Source organism: Pseudomonas sp. CCC4.1, assembly GCF_035019225.1.
GTDB classification, from domain to species: domain Bacteria; phylum Pseudomonadota; class Gammaproteobacteria; order Pseudomonadales; family Pseudomonadaceae; genus Aquipseudomonas; species Aquipseudomonas bubulae.
Genome location: NZ_JASJWL010000080.1, coordinates 1 through 18095, shown reverse-complemented (window position 1 = coordinate 18095; position 18095 = coordinate 1). Strand labels below are relative to the sequence as shown.

General features: G+C 57.3%; 16 protein-coding genes and 1 pseudogene. 6 read left to right on the top strand and 11 right to left on the bottom strand.

The window, feature by feature from the left end:
• Window positions 1-89 precede the first annotated feature (89 nt).
• Together QN377_RS21215 and QN377_RS21210 are read left to right on the top strand one after the other, a co-directional pair.
• Window positions 90-257 (top strand): annotated as a pseudogene (locus tag QN377_RS21215) (DUF4136 domain-containing protein); the annotation flags it as partial.
• Between the two features lie 234 nt (window positions 258-491).
• Window positions 492-2498, top strand: a complete 2007-nt coding sequence (locus tag QN377_RS21210; protein WP_322214078.1) for a pilus assembly protein TadG-related protein — start codon at window positions 492-494, stop codon at window positions 2496-2498.
• Window positions 2499-2626: 128 nt separating this feature from the next.
• Here the strand turns inward: QN377_RS21210 and QN377_RS21205 are convergent, their stop codons facing one another.
• Together QN377_RS21205 and QN377_RS21200 are read right to left on the bottom strand one after the other, a co-directional pair.
• Window positions 2627-5371, bottom strand: coding sequence for a PAS domain-containing sensor histidine kinase (locus tag QN377_RS21205; RefSeq protein ID WP_322214076.1), 2745 nt, complete (start codon window positions 5369-5371; stop codon window positions 2627-2629).
• A complete protein-coding gene (locus tag QN377_RS21200; RefSeq protein ID WP_095020824.1) occupies window positions 5361-5804 on the bottom strand; it encodes a TadE/TadG family type IV pilus assembly protein in 444 nt (147 codons plus the stop codon). Before QN377_RS21200 ends, QN377_RS21205 begins: the two co-directional genes overlap by 11 nt.
• Before the next feature lie 71 nt (window positions 5805-5875).
• Between QN377_RS21200 and QN377_RS21195 the strand changes: the two genes are divergently transcribed.
• Both QN377_RS21195 and QN377_RS21190 read left to right on the top strand, forming a co-directional pair.
• Complete coding sequence (locus tag QN377_RS21195) at window positions 5876-6349, top strand: prepilin peptidase (protein ID WP_095001053.1); 474 nt, start codon at window positions 5876-5878, stop codon at window positions 6347-6349.
• Between the two features lie 117 nt (window positions 6350-6466).
• A complete protein-coding gene (locus tag QN377_RS21190; RefSeq protein ID WP_322214074.1) occupies window positions 6467-7249 on the top strand; it encodes a response regulator transcription factor in 783 nt (260 codons plus the stop codon).
• Between the two features lie 155 nt (window positions 7250-7404).
• Here QN377_RS21190 and QN377_RS21185 read toward each other — a convergent pair whose 3' ends face one another.
• Genes QN377_RS21185 through cpaB form a run of 8 tightly spaced genes read right to left on the bottom strand, consistent with a single transcriptional unit; the run spans window position 7405 to window position 14839 of the window.
• Window positions 7405-7671, bottom strand: a complete 267-nt coding sequence (locus QN377_RS21185; RefSeq protein WP_095001051.1) for a DUF3613 domain-containing protein — start codon at window positions 7669-7671, stop codon at window positions 7405-7407.
• Window positions 7672-7688: 17 nt separating this feature from the next.
• On the bottom strand, window positions 7689-8378 hold the full coding sequence (locus QN377_RS21180) for a tetratricopeptide repeat protein (protein WP_095001050.1): 690 nt from the start codon (window positions 8376-8378) through the stop codon (window positions 7689-7691).
• A gap of 14 nt (window positions 8379-8392) precedes the next feature.
• Window positions 8393-9277 carry a type II secretion system F family protein gene (locus QN377_RS21175; RefSeq protein ID WP_240882264.1) on the bottom strand — a complete coding sequence of 295 codons (885 nt, stop codon included), beginning with the start codon at window positions 9275-9277 and terminating at the stop codon, window positions 8393-8395.
• A gap of 1 nt (window position 9278) precedes the next feature.
• Window positions 9279-10163, bottom strand: a complete 885-nt coding sequence (locus QN377_RS21170) for a type II secretion system F family protein (RefSeq protein ID WP_095001048.1) — start codon at window positions 10161-10163, stop codon at window positions 9279-9281.
• Between the two features lie 10 nt (window positions 10164-10173).
• The gene (locus QN377_RS21165; protein WP_095001047.1) at window positions 10174-11448 is read right to left on the bottom strand and encodes a CpaF family protein; all 1275 of its coding nucleotides are present in this window, start codon (window positions 11446-11448) and stop codon (window positions 10174-10176) included.
• A complete protein-coding gene (locus tag QN377_RS21160; protein WP_095001046.1) occupies window positions 11445-12650 on the bottom strand; it encodes a pilus assembly protein in 1206 nt (401 codons plus the stop codon). The genes QN377_RS21165 and QN377_RS21160 overlap by 4 nt, the downstream gene beginning before the upstream one ends.
• Window positions 12647-13873, bottom strand: a complete 1227-nt coding sequence (locus QN377_RS21155; RefSeq protein ID WP_095001045.1) for a type II and III secretion system protein family protein — start codon at window positions 13871-13873, stop codon at window positions 12647-12649. Before QN377_RS21155 ends, QN377_RS21160 begins: the two co-directional genes overlap by 4 nt.
• 36 nt (window positions 13874-13909) lie before the next feature.
• Window positions 13910-14839 (bottom strand): Flp pilus assembly protein CpaB, encoded by a 930-nt coding sequence (cpaB, locus tag QN377_RS21150; RefSeq protein ID WP_095001044.1) that lies wholly within the window; start codon window positions 14837-14839, stop codon window positions 13910-13912.
• 333 nt (window positions 14840-15172) lie between these two features.
• On the opposite strand from cpaB, the gene QN377_RS21145 reads away from it, so the two are divergent.
• A complete protein-coding gene (locus tag QN377_RS21145; protein WP_153328191.1) occupies window positions 15173-15394 on the top strand; it encodes a Flp family type IVb pilin in 222 nt (73 codons plus the stop codon).
• A 26-nt stretch (window positions 15395-15420) separates the two neighbouring features.
• Window positions 15421-15834 carry a response regulator gene (locus QN377_RS21140; RefSeq protein WP_095001042.1) on the top strand — a complete coding sequence of 138 codons (414 nt, stop codon included), beginning with the start codon at window positions 15421-15423 and terminating at the stop codon, window positions 15832-15834.
• 60 nt (window positions 15835-15894) lie between these two features.
• Here QN377_RS21140 and QN377_RS21135 read toward each other — a convergent pair whose 3' ends face one another.
• A complete protein-coding gene (locus QN377_RS21135; protein ID WP_322214072.1) occupies window positions 15895-17577 on the bottom strand; it encodes a ShlB/FhaC/HecB family hemolysin secretion/activation protein in 1683 nt (560 codons plus the stop codon).
• Between the last annotated feature and the right edge of the window lie 518 nt (window positions 17578-18095).

Below are 18095 nucleotides of genomic sequence, written 5' to 3'. Positions count from 1 at the left end.
CCCCCCCCCCCCCCCCCCCCCCCCCCCCCCCCCCCCCCATTTTTTTTAAAACCCACACCCCCCCAACCCAGATGTGTATAAGAGACAGCTACCAGGTTGGTACGCTGCAGATCGACCTGATCGATGCCAAAGACGGCAAGCTGGTGTGGCGAGGCAGTGCAGAGAAAGTCGTCGACAGCAGCCCGACCCCGGCTGAACGCAGCGCTGCAATCCAGCAAGCAGTCACCAAGATCCTGAGTACGTATCCGCCCAAGTAAGTTACGCAGCATTAACTTGCTCACGATGTATATAAGTAAGTTGGTATTAATACTTTCGTGAGCAAGTTGGTTTTTACACTGTTTTTCTGACCACTTGTCGTTGTCTTTTGATTAACCGTTCACATCGCGCTTATAAAACTGGCAACTGGCCAGCGCACCGATCACTTCTTGTCTACACTCGCTGAAACTTTGGAGAGTTAGCGCTGGGCACTGTTCCAGCATCAGGAGTGCTCGATGTCTCCCCAACTACGCGGTATGGGTTTTTATGGTCCCCGGCAGCAGCATGGCGCAATCGGCCTGATGGCTGCCGTGACGCTGGGCATGGTGCTGCTGTTTATGCTGCTGGTGGTCGACAGCGGGCGCCTGTACCTGGAGCAGCGCAAGTTGCAGCGCGTGGCGGATATGGCGGTGCTGGAGGCGGTGAGTCGGGGCGGTAACTGTGCTGGCGCCAGTACTGCTGCCGGTTTCGCCAACCAGAGTGCCACTCGCAACAGCTTCACCCCCGGCAGCGTGCAAAAAGTAAACACCACTTGCGGCACCCTGAGCACCAACAGTAGCCAGTTGCGGGTATTCACTGCCGACGCAACCAAATCCGATGCCATTCGCGTAATCGCCACCACCACTGTGCCGACCAGCGTGGCCGGAGGCTTGTGGAGTATGTTTTCCAAAAACGGGTTTAATCTGAATACCAATTTGACGGCGAGTGCGGTGGGGAGCAATGGTGGGGCGCCGTTGGCGCAGTTGACTATTCGAAATACAACACTCACCGTCGATAGCAGTAAGTCGAAAATACTGAGTTCACTTTTTGGTGGTCTGCTTGGTGGAAACGTGTCTATTGATGCAGCAGGTTGGAACGGCCTGATAAACACCAAGGTAAATTTGCTTTCTTACATGAACCAATTGAAAACCGATTTAAATCTTAGCGCAGGAGGGTACGACGAAGTTCTAAAGTCCAACATTGAAGTCGGAAAATTAATACAATCCACCATCAACTTACTCGACCCAAACAACACGTTAAGCACGACTACAACGATAGCAAGTCTTAGAGCATTAAAATTAGCTGCTGGCACAACAACCGTGGTCCTTGGCAAAATTTTGAACATCCAAAGCGGCACATCAAATTCCGCACTAAACATCGATATGAATCTATTCGACCTCATTAGCGGATATGTACAACTCGCTAACAAAACCAATGGATTGACAGCAGCGTTCCCTATCGACTTAGGCATTACAAAAATCACTGCCCGCATCCAGGTTCTTGAGCCTCCGCAGCTTTCAGCTATAGGTAACCCCGCATTGGCCGTTTTGGAGACAAAAACCGGCCCCCATAGTATTTATGTTAAAACAGCACAAATACGCACGGTGGTTTCTGTAGAACTTCCTGCTTTATCAACTGTACAGAAAATACTAGATGCAGTATCTAGCTTAAGCTCTGCCCTTGTAGGCACGCTAAGAAACCTTCTGAATTTGAATATAGTGGGCACACTGGAGTCCCTTAGCTGCGCACTGGGTGCCAAGTGCACATCTCCTTCACTCCAACTACTCAGCAACACTATCGATATTTATATTGATGCTCCTAGCGCCGAGAGCTATGTAAGTGCTTATAGCTGCGCCAGCGAAACTACCAAAACCTTAACTGCAACTACCAACACATCTCTAATAAACATAAAACTCGGCATCATAGACAAAACGCAAGCATTCCCTGGCAGCACAACTAACCCCCAACCATTGACTGTCGTTCCACTTCCGGTGATTGACATTGGGACCATTTCCTGCGGAACGCCTTTGCTTCCTCTTTTTTCGCCAAGAACCTGCGACCCTAGGATACCGTCAATAGGCGGGGGCGTTGGAATTAGCCTCGACACCAGTGTCGGAGCAAACTTGAAACAACCTTACACTTATGGCCCTGCAAACTTATTACCGGTAGGACAAACCCCGCTACCTCATACTTACAGCACTAACGGAATAGTTACGAGCTTAGGCAACACACTAAATGGAATAAAAGTACACATCTACCAGCCAATACAAAACAATATCCTTGGTGTGCTAATGGCAAGCTTAGACAGTCTTCTTACAACCCTTACCCCAATACTGATTAGTACTATAAACACCGTACTGGGTCCTGTACTCGACAGAATAATTGACACTCTGCTATTGAGTTTAGGTATCGACTTAAATCAAGTTGAAGTGGGCGCCAACCTCTCCTGCAACCAGGGTGGCCGCGCCCAGCTGGTGCTTTGACCTAAATGGAGTGCAATACCTTGTGGGAGCGGGCTTGCTCGCGATTCAGGCACCTCGGTACATCTGATATACCGAGGTGATGCAATCGCGAGCAAGCCCGCTCCCACATGAAGGGTGGAACGCTGAATTCAGGCTGCTACCAGGGGCAGCTCCACACAAAACCGCGCCCCATGCTCGGTATTGCTGACACTCAGCCGCCCGCCCATATTGTCGATAATGCCGTAACTCACGGACAACCCCAGGCCGGTGCCCAGGCCAATGGGCTTGGTGGTGAAGAACGGTTCGAAGATCCGCTCCAGCAACCGCGGGTCGATGCCACCCGCATTGTCATCCACCCACAAGCGCACACTTTGCGCATCGGACTCAACACTCAGGGCTATCCAGGGCTCAAAGTCGCGGTCAGTTTCACGCTTGCTCATCAGCGCATCACGGGCATTGACCATCAGATTGATCAACACTTGCTCCAACTGATCCACATGGCCGCGCACCTGCACAGCGCAAGCCTGGCCCTCACTGCGCAATTGCACACCCTTGCCCCTCAAGCCCTCACCCAGCAAGGCTAGAGAGCCTTCCATGGCCTGCGCCGGGTTGAACACTTGCTGTTCGATTTCGGAACGACGGCCAAACACCCGCAAGTGGTCTACCACCCGCGCCGCACGCTGGATCTGACCGTCAATACGGGTGAGTTTGTCTTGCAAATAATCGATCTGCGCATCGCCATTACCCAGGCGTTTGAGCACGTTGACCACGGCCATGCGCATCACGTTCAGCGGCTGGTTGATTTCGTGCGCCAGCCCCGTGGCCATTTCGCCCAGGGTGGCCATTTTCGCGCTGTGGGTCAGTTGCTGTTGCGAGCGACGCACTTCGGTGTTGTCGCGGCCCACGGCCTGCACTTCAAGCAAGTTGCCCTGCTCGTCGAAAATGCCCCGGTCCGACCACACCCACCAGGCATATTCACGCCCCGGCAGTTGCAGGCTGATTTCCGCCGTGCTGACCGGTGCCTGCGGAGTCAAGCCGGCAATACGCTGCACAAAGGCCTCGCGCTGCTCAGTGGATAGCCAACTGCTCAGGTTGATGCCCGGCAGTTGCGCAGTGGTGCATTCCAGGTAGCTGGCCAGCGGCTGATTGCCGAAGGTCAGGGTCAGGTCGGGCAGGTAACGGCAGATCATCGCCGGTGAGTCCTCAACCAGTATCCGGTAACGCTCCTCGCTATTTTTGACCCGCTCGGCCGCTTCGGTAGCCTCGGTGATATCCAGCCACAAGCCGACCACTTCTACCGGCAAACCCAGATCATTTCGTAACAGCTTGGCCTCATCCAGCAACCAGTGATAATCGCCGCGCCGATCGCGAAGTCGATACCGGTTGCGGGCGCTGCCTTCGCGCAGCAACTGCCGGGTACGGCCAAAAAACTGTTCGAGGTCATCGGGATGGACCCACTCGATCAAGGTTTCACTGGTACATTCCTCCAGCGTCCAGCCCAGTAAAGGCTTGAGGCTGTCACTGAAAAATGCCGGTACCAGCGCGCCTTCAACATAACGCTGTACATAAATCACCGCCGGGGAACTGGCGATCAGGTTGTCCAGCCGCGCATGGGCGGCGGCGACTTGTTGCTGCTGGTTTTTGATATCGCTGACATCCAGCATAAAACCTACGATGCGCCGCCGGGTGCCGCTGCCCAGCACCTGGCCCTGAATCCGGTACCAGCGGGCAGGCTCTGTGGCCTGTGGCTCATGTACCCGGGCAAACAGTAATAATTCTTTGCCATGTTCCAGCAGTTCATTGAAGCGACCGCTAAGTTCATCACGGTCAGCCGGGTGAAACAACGCCAGCCATGCCTGGCGGGTCATGGCCTGCGGCTCGGCCACAGCGTCCAGGTTGATGGCCAGTTGTGGAGCCAGTTCCAGCAGTTCGCTGGTGCTCGACCATTCCCACCAGCCGGTGCCCAGCAGGCCTTGCAGGGCTTCCATGCGCTCGCTTTGCTGCAGGTGCTGCTGCTCACGTAAACGGTCCAGCAGTGGTGCGGCCAGGGCCGCGCACACCTGCATCCAGTCGCTTTCACTCATTTGCGGGCCGTGCAGGGACGCCGGGTAAAACCCCAGCATCAACCAGGCACACAAGCCTTGCTGGTCGCTGTAAGGCACCAGCACACCATCGGCATTGCCAAACAAATCGTTTAATCGCGGGTTACCGTCGCGCTCGACACGCTGGGGTGAGGTTCCGCCAAGCGGATCGAGCAGGCTGCCAAGGTTTTGTTCGGGCAGCCACAGTTGCGGCGCATCAAAGGCGTGATACGTGCTGTGCATATACCAGGAAGCCTGTGGACCCTCACGCAGCGCCAGCGCCATACAGGGCACACGCCCATGCTGGGCGACGCTGCGCAGCGCTTCGTGCATGACCTCGGACAGACGCGACGCGCTGCACTGGCGCAACTGCCCGGCCAGCCCCAGGATCAGTTGCGTGCAGCGCTCGCGGCTGCGGGCCTGCTCACTGCCAAGGCGCAGGTCGCTGATATCCAGCAACTGCAAAAGCCAGCTGCCCCCCTGGGGTTGCACCCAGCCCCGGGTATGCACCACACGCAGCCCCGCACACTGGAAGTCGAGATCAAGACTGTGACCAACCCAGTCTGCCGGTACGCCTTCAAGCGCCAGGGTGCTCCCCGGCACCAGATAGCTCAGGAGCAGGCGCGGTGAACCATCGTCGCTGCCCCGCGCCAGGCCGTAGCGCTGCAGGCCGTGGATTTCAATGACGTGCCCCAGCGGATCAAGCATCAGCTGGATACCCGCATGGGTGCGTGATTGCGGATCGGTGGATTCAGGCAAGCGCTCGTCGGTCCGTCCCAACAAGCGCCCGAACAGCCCTTCGCTAGGGGACAAGTTGAGCACTCGATTCGGCTTTCAAATTTGTTGGCAGGCTGGGCACTGTGATCGTTCCCAATTTGAGCACCGGCATGATGGTGGTCAACGCCGTAGCAGGCAGGGTCACACTGGCAGTCAGCACTTTGGTTGTCGGGTTATAGGTCGCGGCCGGAACCAGGCTGCCTTTAACCGCAGTGGGCACCCAGGCCAGTTTCTCGTTCAATACGCTCTTGGCCAACGTCTCCACCAGCCCGCCATAGTTGGCCGCCGTCGGATCCACCGCCATGCTGCGCCGCACCGCCTCGGCCGTCGCATTGTTGAATGACTGCACCAACAGCAGGGGCAAGCTGTAGCTGAGCACGCCATAAAGCACCGCAAAAAAAATCACAAACACCAGCGCGAACTCAATCGCCGCCGCGCCCTGCTGCTTTTTGCCAAGTCTTGTTTTCATGACTGCGTCTACCCTGACTGTCGACAGTAATATCATCATAGAATCATTGGTAAAAAACGGAGGCTCTTTACGTGATCCAGTTAGCTGTTGTGTTGCTGTGGTTTGTGGCCTGTTCCATTCAAGACCTGCTCCAACGCCATATTTCCAACTTCCTGACGTTGGGTGGCGCAGCGCTGGCGCTGCTGTATCTGCTGTGGACCGGTCACACCTGGCTGGGAGCAAGCGCAACCGAAGGAGGCTGGGCGCTGCTGATCGCGCTGGTACTGACACTGCCCGGTTATGCCTTGAACAAGCTGGGTGCCGGCGACGTAAAGCTGTTGATCGCCCTGGCGCTGACAACCGATCGTCCGACAATTCTTGGCACCGTTATCGGTGCTGGCATCTGTAGTGGCATCTGGTGGTTTTGTGCGTCAAAAATACTGCCGTCAATAAATCAACAAGTTAAGACGCTCTCGCTTGCGAAAGGCGCCACAGTGTCAAAAAAGCTTCCCTTTGCACCCTTCCTGTTCGGTGGTTTTACCCTGACAATGGCTCTGCTTCACTAGTCATTACGAGGGATTAATACCTTGTACATAGTCGTAAAGTAGGTCTACGTTTAATTCAATCACCGCAAGTATGTGGACCAAGATGTCCCTGATTGGTTTACCAGGAAGGAGAACCACGTGAACACGCCCACCCCCCTAATAAAAGTGCTCGTAGTCGACGATCAGTCGTTGATTGTCGAAGAACTGTGCGAGTTTCTGGAAAGCAGCGGTTACCGTTGCGTGCCTTGCAATACAACCCGTGAAGCCATTGATGCGTTTGTGGCCGACCCGCAAATCGGCCTGGTGCTCTGCGACCTGCACATGCCCGACATGAACGGCATCGAACTGACCCAGCAGTTGCAAAAACTGGCCGGCAAACACCGCGCCTTTGAAAGCATCCTGTTGACCGGTCGCGCCGATAAACAGGATGTGATCAAGGCCCTGCGTATCGGCATCGCCGACTACTATCAAAAGCCGGTCGACCTCAATGAGCTGCTCGAGGGCATCCAGCGCCAGGAAGCTATTTTGCGTGAGCGCCACAAGAGCGATCAGCTGGGCCACCTGAACCAGAAATTGCAGTTCCTGGCCGAATCCATCGATGACCTGTATCAGGACATGGAGTCCGCCCGGCGCCCTCCGCAAGCTGCCACTCACCCCTTGAACAGCCAGGAACCAGGTGAAGGCCCCTGGCAACAGATCCCGACGATCTTCAAACAGCTGTCACCACGCCAGCTGGACGTCGCCAAGCTGGTCAGCAAGGGCCAGACCAACTACCAGATCGCCTGTGACCTGGGCATCACCGAAAACACGGTCAAGCTCTATGTGTCGCAAGTGCTGCGCCTGACCCATATGAACAACCGCACCCAACTGGCCCTGGCCCTGTCGCCAAACGCCGGCGCCCATCGGCAAACTGCGCACTAGCTACCTGATCACTTCACTGTAGCGGTGCGAGTTGCCCGCGATACAACTGGCGCGGCGGGTGAGTGACGCCGCACCGCTGCCATCGCGGGCAAGCCCGCTCCCACAGCTCTTGCGCCGCCTACTGCCTGTGGGGGCCCGCTATTGCAGGAAAGAACTTATTCCTGGCTGGCCTTGCCACCCTCTTTCTGCCCGTAGTACTCGGGGATTTCATGTTTATAACTGTCCAGCCAGCGCTGCAGGCTGAGCTCACGCTCCGCCGGCGTAGCCGTTTGGTGGATGGGCGACTGGACGCTGCCGCTCACTTGCAATTGCAGCCAGTTCTCGGTTTGCTGCTGGGTTCTGGGGGTGGGGCCAGGCTCGATAGCCAGCGCACCCAGCGGCATCAGGGCCAGCAGCACCCCCACACGAATAGATAAAGTCATGGCAAACCTCCAACGCGTTATTTGACGACAGCCACCTGGTTGCTGGCGGTCCTGGCTTGAGCTTTCAAAGCTTGTGCCCGGTACTGGGCATCACTTACCTGTTCGGGGGTCAGGCCCGCGCGGGTTACCAGTTCTGCGGCCTGCTTCCACTGGTCCTGATAAATCAGCAAGGTCACCAGGTTCAATGCCGCCGGAGATTCATCCTGCTTGAGCTCCAGAGCGGTCAAAAACTCGAACCGCGCTTCATCAACCCGCCGTTGATTGAGATAAACCACACCCAGGTCATTGCGGATCTTGGCATCGGTCGGCGCCATTTGTGCCGCACGCTCCAGATGGGTGATCGCCAGGGCGTTGTCACCGTGCCCGGCTGCCAGTTGGCCCAGGCCATGCTCCCCTTCGGCTGCCAGGCACGACCCCAGCAACCCTTGATACAGCGGCCCGGCCTCATCGCGGCCCAACTGGCGATAAATCCGTGCCTTGCGCAGTTGTACCTGCGCCGACCCCTGCGGCAGGTTTTGCAGGTTGGCCAGGCTGGCGTGCAGCTTGCCTTCCTTGGCCATATCATCGGCCAGGTTCAGTGACAGCTCCTGGTCACCACTCAACTTGGTGCAACTGCCGCCCATGGCCATCCACGGCGGATTACTCTGACCTCCTGTGGCACAGCCGCCCAGCATCAGCAGCCCGCACACGACGATGACAGCTTTCATGTTCATACCCCTGGTCAAGAGAGAAAGGCTCGCGAGATAGCGACAAAACTCGGCCCGGCCAAGACGATCATCAAAGCGGGGAACAGAAACACCATCATCACTACCGACATTTTGGCGGACATCTTGGAGATATATTCCTCCATGCGGGTCAAACGACGGTCATCCAGCAGCTCCTTGAGTGCCTGCAATGACTTCATCGCGCCACCACCCTGCTGAATCAATTGCTGCAGAATCACGCAGGTGTCATTGAACTCGTCTACATCCAGCAGACTCGCGGTTTTGCTCAGTTCCTGATTCAACTCCAGCCCCGAGTCGACCCGGGCCAGAATCACCCGCAACTCACCGGTCAGTACCGGCAGCAGGTGCCGCGCTTCCTGGCTCAACACCCGCAGCGCCTGTTCGACTGCCATGCCCGACTCAAACAGAATGCGCAGCAACGGAATAAAGGTTGAAACTTCGATCGCCACTTCCTGCTGGCGCCTTTTTGCAGCATAGGCCAACAATCGCTTGGGGATCAGATAGCCCAAAGCCAGGGAGAACAGCATCACCACCAGCAGATTGCCCGAACGCGGAAAAAACAGCTCATAGCCCAAGAACACCAGCCCGGCAAAAGCTATCGGGGTGCCAACCTGAAAAGCGGCAAACAGCGAGCGCTGACTGGCGGTGCGCCAGCCGATGCGGTTGAGCAGAGTCTGGGTTTCGCTGTCCATCGACACCGAGCGCTGGCCAAACTTGCTGTTGCCCACCGCCCGCATCCACAGGCTGAGCTTGCCGGGGCCGGTCTTGCCACCATCCAGGCGCTGCATGACCCGTTGCTGGCTCATGCGATCCTGAACCACGTTATTGATCAACAGCGCCATGGCGCCCAGCAGCAACACCACACAAATCAAAAAGGCCATGTCATACGCTCCGTACCATGCGCCACAGCGCCACACTGCCGATTATCTGCATGGCCATTGCGGTCAGGAGCATCTGCTGCCCTCCGCCGTCCTGCCACATCTTGAGCATGTAGCTGGGGTTGGTCACCATAAAGAAACCCACCACAAACACCGGCAACGAGCCCAATACCAGCGCCGTCATCCGGGTTTCACCGGTCATGGCGCGCAACTTGCGCGCCCCCTGCTCACGCTCGCGAATCAGCACGATCAGGTTCTCCAGCAACTCACTGGCATTACCACCGTAGCGATGGTTGACCTTAAGCCCCAGGGCAAACATGCGAAATTCATCACGTTCATAAAGCTCGGCAAAGTCGTTCACTGCCTCGGGCAGGCTCACCCCCATCTGCACGTTGCGCGATACCCGGCTGATACTGCTTTTGAGCGGGTCGCTGGATGCCTCGATCGCGGTCAACACCGCATCGGCCAAGGTGCGTCCGGCCTTGAGGCTGCGCACGCAGTGATCGAGCAGCAATGGCAGTTGCTCAACCATGCGCCGAACCCGGCGGTGGTAACGCCAGCTGACAAAGAGTTTGAGCAGCACCGGCGGCAACACCAGCAACGCGAGCAAGAACACCCAGCCACCGATCAGGCCCGCCACAATCACCGCAGCGGCCCATAGCGACAGCCACAAACCCAGACGCTCTGAAGGGCGCCCCAGGCCTGCCTGCAAAAAAGCCCGGTCCAGCCAGGCCACGCCCTGGGCTTTCTCCAGCAACTGCGGCTGGCCTTCACCCAGACGCTCCAGCACACGGCCCGTGGTCGGGTCGGTCAGGGCGCGATACACCAGATTCAGCGATAGCGCGAACATCAGGAAACTGATGGTAAAAAGCAGTAAGGCCGGGTTCATATGCAGTGCCTCAGCCGTGGGCGTTCAGGACGGGGTCACGACGCAACTTGTCGCTTGCCGGGTTCAAGGCCTCGCGCATAAAACCAAAGCCGGTGCGCTTGTCGAGACGGAACAGGGTGTTGGTCACATACACATCGTCACGCACCCCCACCACCTCCAGCACTTCACTGACGCAACGGCGGCCATCGGGCATGCGCGTCAGCTGGATAATCACGTCCAGTGCGGCGCAGATCATCTGGCGCAAGGTTTTCTCCGCCACCGTACGCCCGGTCAAACCCACCAGGGTTTCCAGTCGCAGCAGGGCATCCTGTGCGGTGTTGGCGTGGACGGTGCTCATGGAACCATCGTGACCGGTGTTCATCGCGGTCAATACATCGAGCACTTCCACACCGCGGATCTCGCCGAGAATGATGCGGTCCGGACGCATCCGCAGGGCGTTGCGGATCAGGTCGCTGGATTTCACCTCACCATGCCCTTCGGCATTGGGCGGGCGGGTTTCAAGGCGCACCACATGAGGGTGGCCCAACTGCAATTCAGCCACGTCCTCGATGGTGACCAGGCGCTCATGGGGGTTGATCAACTGGCTGAGGATGTTGAGCAGCGTGGTTTTACCGGTACCGGTACCGCCGCTGATCAGGATGTTGCAGCGCTTGCCCACCGCCTCCTGGAAGAATTCAAAGATTGCCTGGTCGATGGTCTGCATGGCCACCAGGTCGCTGCTTTGCAGCATGTCCTTGCGAAATTTCCGGATCGACAGGCACGGGCCATCCAGGGCAATGGGCGGAATGATGGCGTTGACCCGGCTGCCATCGGGCAGGCGCGCATCGACCATCGGCGAGGACTCATCCAGACGCCGCCCTAGGGGCGCCAGAATACGCTGCATCACCCGTTCCACATGATGGTCATCGATAAAGCGCAGATCGCTCTGGCTAAGTCGACCCTCGCGTTCGACAAACACCCGATGGGGGCCGTTGACCAGAATTTCAGTCACGGCCGGGTCGCGCAGCAGCACTTCGAGGGGGCCGAATCCGGTCAGTTCGTCGACGATCTCCTCGGCCAGACGCTCCATCTCATAACGGGAAATAGCCAGATGCAGGCGCGACACATACTCGGCTACCCGCTCGGTAACAAATTGGGCCAAAGACACCCGGGAACCTTCCAGCAGGTTTTTTCCGGTCTCTTCAATGGCATCGATGATATAGCGGTGCAGCACCAGTTTCAGGCCGTCATGGTCCGCACGACCATCCTTGTACAGGCCTGAGCCAAACAGCTGTTCATTGCTCATTTGGCCCCCCACAGGCGGTTCAGGTTCAGCCAGGTACCCGATTTGGAAGTCGCTTGCTCAGGCACCTGTGAACGCAAGACCAACCGTTCACCGAGTTTTTTCAAAGCCTGGCTCAGGGCTTCGCGCGGGGCCAGGTCAAACAGGGTGGTGGCCTGATTCTTGGCATTGATGCGCAGCTCCGGGCTGGGTGGGAGTGTTGTCAGCACCGGCAGGCCAAAGCTTTTACCCAGGGCATCGGCATTGGGAGCAACGCCACTCATATAGCGGTCGATCAACAAGCCCGTATGCTCGAACTTCATGCCCTTGGCCCGCCAGCGGCTGAGTACGTCGAGATTGCGGCGGCAATCGAGCACGCTTTGGTCGGTGTACCACAGCAGGCTGTCGCAATGGGTGGCAAAGGTACGCAGCGCTTCACTGTCAGGCTGACCGGTGAGGTTGACCACAATATGCTGGAAGTGCTGACGCAAGGCACTGAGCAACATATACAGTTCGGCGGCACTGGTTTGCTCCAGCGGTTCGTCACTGTCACTGTGGGCCAACACCCGCAAGCCACTGGCAGTCTTGGTAAAGGCACTGTCAATCAAGGTGCTGTCCAGGCGCCGCAAATGACGCAGGGCATCACCGAAAAAGAACGAGCTTTCCAGGCCCAGCACGGCCAGGCCATCACCACGGGGCACGCCCAGGTCCAGAAACAGGGTTTTTTGATCGTGCTTTTGCACCACCAGCCCCAAGTGGCTGGCCAGCAATGCACCATCGGCATTGCATTGCGCACTGAACAACACGCTCAGACCACCCAACTGGGCATTCGGTGCCACAGGTGGCAGGCGCTTGCTCAGGCGCCGTACCAGCCCCGCCACTTCACTGGAGCGCGAACCGTAGGCCACAAAGTCCCTCGCCCCGGCGCGCATGGCATTGAGTACCAGCTGGTTATCCATACCGTCGCCCAGGGCAACGATGGCCAACATGGGCTTGGCTTCCAGAGCACCTTCAATCAGCGCGCACTGGTTGACTACCTTGTCCCGATCCAGGCCCACAAATATCAGGCCGGCAAACGTCACATCAACCAGGGCCAGCAGTTCATCCAGGCTACTTGTGCCTGCACCCACCACTTGACCCAACGGCGCTAATGCTCCCTGCAGCCACTCAAGATCGGTGTTGTTGCGCGTCAGCGCGAGAAATGTCTGGCTTAGGCTTTGGCTCATTGAGATAACCCGCTACGGCTATTGAATTTGCCGTTCTCCAGGAAATACAGGCGATACCAGTTAGGGTCGTAATTGCGCAATTGCTCCCCGGGCATCGTCGGCAGTGCCGCATTGGCAGCCAGTGGCTGGACCAGATGCGGGGTGACGATCATCAGCAGTTCTTTCTCTTCACGACTGATATTGGAGTCGCGGAAAAAAGCGCCAAGAATCGGAATGTCGCCCAGCCCCGGGAATTTGTTGACCTGGGAGCTGTTGCGCGAACTGATCAAGCCACTGATCACAAAGCTTTCGCCGTCGGCCAGTGAGATGCTGGTATCGGTGCGTCGAACCGTCAGGCCCGGAACCAGGGTGCCGGCGATATTCACCGCATTGGTGTAGTCCAGCTCACTGACTTCGGGGGCCACCTTGAGCATGATGCGATCACGCCCCACCACGGTCGGAGTCAGCGTGAGGCGGATACCGAACTCCTTGTACTCGATCGACACGTTATCGCTGCCGCTGCTGGGCACCGGGATTGGCACTTCACCACCGGCCAGAAAGGTTGCACTCTGCCCGCTCATGGCCACGAGGCTGGGACGCGCCAGGGTGTAGGCAAAGCCGCTGCCTTCCAGGGCATTGATCATGGCCCTGACCTTGCCGCCGCCAAAGCCGATGTTGAAATACTTGGCGTTGGCCACCGGACCGCCGGTGATGATCCCTTCAGCGGTGCTGAGGAATGAGCCCGGCGAGCCGAACAGGAAGTTGCTGCCCATACCGAAGATCGAGGTACTGGCTTCCTGCAGTTTGGTGCGGCTGACTTCGACAAAGCGGATATCGGTTTGCACCTGCACCGGCAAGGTCGGGTCTTCGGAGGGCGGCAACGTCGTACCGGTCAGCCCCGAGGCGGCCTTGCCCTTGACGAAAAGCATGGTCTGGTGCGGCTCTTTCGAGCAGGCACTCCAGACCATCAGGCTGGTGGTGCCCGAGGCAATACCGGTGAGCAAAAAAGCGTTTGGCCCATTGGAGCGAATATCGGCAATGGTGGGGTCGCCCACGGCAATGCGCGAGATGTTCACCGGAAAGCCCATGGCCTTCTGGGCCCCCTGGGCCACTTCCAATACCGAAGGCAATGCGTTGAATGCCGCGCAGTTTTCGCCTGCGGCCAAGGCCATCTCCAGGGGCAAGCTGCTCAGCAGCAGCGTCCAGAAAGCGCGTTTATAAAGTGGAGGGCAACGGTGGCTCATGTTGGTTTTCCTTTCAGATAAGGATTTTTATTGGGCCTACTGCTGAGCCGTTTGATTGCCGCGGATCACTTCAATACCGCGTACCCGAGGGGCGACAGCGGGATTGCTGCTGACTGGCACTCTTGCCGGACTGGCCATGGCTAACTGGTTAAATTGATAAAGACTGCGCTTGGCATTATCAAGATTAGTCGCAGATTCCTGCTCGCCCGCCCAATATTTGCTCAAACGTTGCTCGTCGGCACTGCGCACGGCCAGGCGCAGGGTGCCTGCCTGGGTCGCCAGCATCAGTTGATTGAGAAGCTGCTCGGGAACCGCCAGGACTGCGGATCGCGCATTGATGCGGCTTTGTTCTTGCTTGAGCGCTTCCTCGGCATTTTTCGGCTGGCTGGCCAACTTGCCATCGCTGGTCAAGCCCAGCTCACCCCCCACGCTCAGCACCCGCACTGCCGGCAATACCACTTGGGCCGACTGCTGAGGGTTGCCACTGTCCTGACGCAAAAACAACAGGATATCGACGTAATCACCGGGGCTAAGCTGCCCACCCGCAGCGGACACCTCGTCAATCATGACCCCCAGTGCGCGCTCATCCGGGCGAATCATGCGAGCCAGCGGCCCGCCCACGTCAAAGCTTTGATCACTGAGCCAGGTGCCTGCACTCAGGCTGCGCCACGGGGTGCGGCCCACCGCCTGATCGATGGCAGTCAGGCTGCCAGCGGGGGCGGTACGGAGTTTTTCCAGGGTCAGGTCATCGGCCGTCAAGGCCACATTCGGGGGGACATCGCGAACCAGTACCACCACCGCCTGGCGGGTTTTGTCTTCAACGGCCGCTACACCTTGTTCTACAGACTGAGCCACCGGAACTTCGGCGACCGGCTGCTGTCGACTCAATACCAGCCCCCAGTAACCGGCGGCAATTGCCCCGACAAACAAAATGGCGGCCAATATCAGACTGCGTCGATTGTTCATGCACAAACTCCCTTTATCACTGCGCACTGCAGACTAAAAAACCCATTCACAATCAGGCAGCTACGAACCTTTAATGCGTTTGAAACCAATCGCTATTTAAAAATAGCTCAGGTAAAGCAAAATGCCATTAGCGAACTAAAAAATCTCTAATCAATTGTGAATAGTTTGATTTGATACGCATTTTTTAAATAGTCATTTGGATTAATACTTTGTGATTAGTCCAATGATACAGTTGTGGGAAAGTCATTTATTGCCAATGCTGTGACTGCAGGTGGGAATCACCCTGCACCCAAGTTACGCAGTGCCCGCCCCGGCGCACTAAGGAGAAGTCAGATGATATTAAATACTGTTCTGAAAGTGTATGTACCTGCCCAGGTATTTGTAGCGCGCCAAGCCAAGTTGTTTGCAAAACGGACCGAAGGCGCTTCGGGTATTGAATATGCAATTATTGCAGCGATGGTGGCGGTGGTGATTGCGGGGCTTTCGCCAAGTGTACAGACAGCTGTAACCGACGTATTTGACAAAGTTAAAGAAGGTTTGGGAGCCGCAGCTTAGTTCATTAACCAAAATGAGTACTCAACATGCCTCTCTCCCCATCACGCCAACAGCTTCTCCTGGTGGATGACGAAGAGGACGCACTGCTGGAGTTGGCTGAGCTGCTGGAGGGCGAGGGCTTTTGTTGCTATACGGCAACTTCAGTCAAACTCGCCCTTTCGCAGTTGACCCAACATCCGGATATTGCGCTGGTCATCACCGACCTGCGCATGCCGGAAGAGAGCGGTATTGCGCTGATCAAGCGCCTGCGCGAGCACACATCGCGCCAGCATTTGCCGGTGATTGTCATTTCCGGGCACGCCGATATGGACGATGTAAGCGACCTTCTGCGCCTGCAGGTGCTGGACCTGTTTCGCAAACCCATTTACCACGTGCGCCTGCTCGACACCCTCGAAAACCTCTTTCCACAGCCCACACACTTACACCTGGCAAGAACTTGACCCCCATACTATAAAAGCCCGCCCCCCTGACTTGGGGAGGCGGGCTTTTACGGTCACACACTACAACTGATAACTAAAACTCAATGTATATCGCGGCCGGCGATTAAAACTGTCCAGCGCTATATCCGACATGGGCTTGGCAACTTCCAGGGCAACGTTGTAATAGCGCTTGTCACTAAAACGCAAGCCCAGTGCTGCCGAAGACATATCCGAACCTTTTAACGGCAACTCGTTGTACCAGACTTTGGCCCTGTCCACGACGGCATAGGGTTGCAGCAACTTGACCCATTCACCCTCGCGATTGAAGCTGTAGTTAAGTTCGTATGCCGCCCCCCAGCCCTTGTCGCCGGATGCCTGATCGTCCGGGTAGCCGCGACCGAAGTTCTGCCCGCCAAATACCGCCCTTTCGCTGTCAGGCAGGGTGTCGTCACTCCAGTAAAGAGCGCCCGATATCACCCCCTGCCAATTGTCGAAGTAGCCGTTACTCTGCACGCCCGACAGACGCAAACGGAAGAAGTCCAGATCGTACTGCGTGCCGGTCAGGTTGGTCTCGCTCTTGGCACCCATGCCATCTATGCCCTGGTACAAGCCGGCACTGACGATGCGCAGTTGTTTGGCATCGGACTTGCGCCAGTCGCCCTCAAACGCCAGTGCCCGCACGTTGGTTTTGTCACTGATGGTCTGCCCGTAGCCGACGATCTCGTAGTCAGTCTTGTCATTGACCCCGTAGAAACGCGCGGCGGCGCTGAGCCATTGATCCGGAGCAGCAATCAGTGGATGGCTGATACCGATCGAAAAGCGGTCATTCTCGCGATGGGGCTTGAGTTCAAAACCGTCGCTGGTGACGATACTGGTACTTGGATCACTGCGATAACTGGAACCAAACAGGTTCAACTGCGTGCCTTCCGCGTTGAGGTACTGGCTGTAATCAAGGCGGTAGTAGTGCTCCTTGTCATTGCCCGGGGGAAACAACCCGCTCAGGGTCAATTGTTCGGCCATGGCCGTTTGCGAATTGCTGCTGGCCGCCAGCAGCGCCTGGGTGCTGCTGCGATTGCCTTCGACCAGGCTCATGCTGGTGGTGAAGGGCTTGCGGCTGGCACTGATACTCAGCGTCGATGCACCATCGGTGGTGCCGGGTGGTGGCACTTGCGCCTCCAGGGTGACGCCGGGGATGCGGCTCAACAGCGTGCTGTAGCGGTTGAACGTCTTGCGGGTCAGCGGGCGTTCGCCCTTGAGCTTATCGACCAGCTCATCCACAAACCCTTTGACCCGCCCGATATCGCCGTCAACCTTGTACTCGCTGATATAGCCTTCAACCAGCACCACACGCACCAGGCCCTGGTCGAAGTTCTGCTGAGGCAAAAACGCATAGGACAATAAATAGCCATCGTCCTGGTAACGCTTGGTGATCTTGCGTGTGGCCTCGATCAGTTCGGCCAGGGTGATTTCATGGCCCAGCAGCGGTTTGTACACCGCCCCCAGCTCTGGCAACGGATAGATCGTGCCACCTTCGATCTGCAACTTGCGAATGGTCAGGCGGGTACCCATTTCCAGTGGCCGGGGTTGTGCAGCCGCCGGCTTGGGTAGCTCCAGCGCAGGCGCCGCAGGGCGATAGGCATCCACCGGCAGGTTGGGCGTGGGCAGGGTTTGCATGCTGTCATTGCTGTTGAGAAAACGCGGAAGGGTCTCGGCACCCGCGTACGGGGCCAGAGCCAACAACAAAAAGGGAACGCAATTACGCATAGGACACTCCATGTTCAACTACGGCGACATAACGAAGGGCTTTATTTTTAGAATGCTTTGCAAAGCGGCCCGAGCATCAGTCCTACAATCTGCACATGAAAAAAGACGAGAGACTCATCTGAATCTCTCGTCCCAACCAAGCGTAGGCGCTGTAGGTAAGGCCGTCGAACCGGCCAGGTGCAATATTCTTCAGTTATTTCTTGCCCAGGTTGCCCAGCCCGCCAACCACGCCCCCAAGTACCCCGCCCAGACCGCCTGTACCAGCGCCCGCGGCTCCTGCTGTTGTATCGGCAGTGTTGTTGACTGAGTCCACTTTGACACCCAGCAAGCCGCCAAGACCACCAACTACCCCACCGACGACACCGCCAACACCACCGACTGCACCTGCACCTGCACTTGCACTTGCACTTGCACTTGCACTTGCACTTGCACCTGTAGTGTCAGCACCAGCTCCGACACTGCCGCCAGTGCTTGCCCCCACACCCAGACCGCCCAGCAGCTGTCTCTTATACACATCT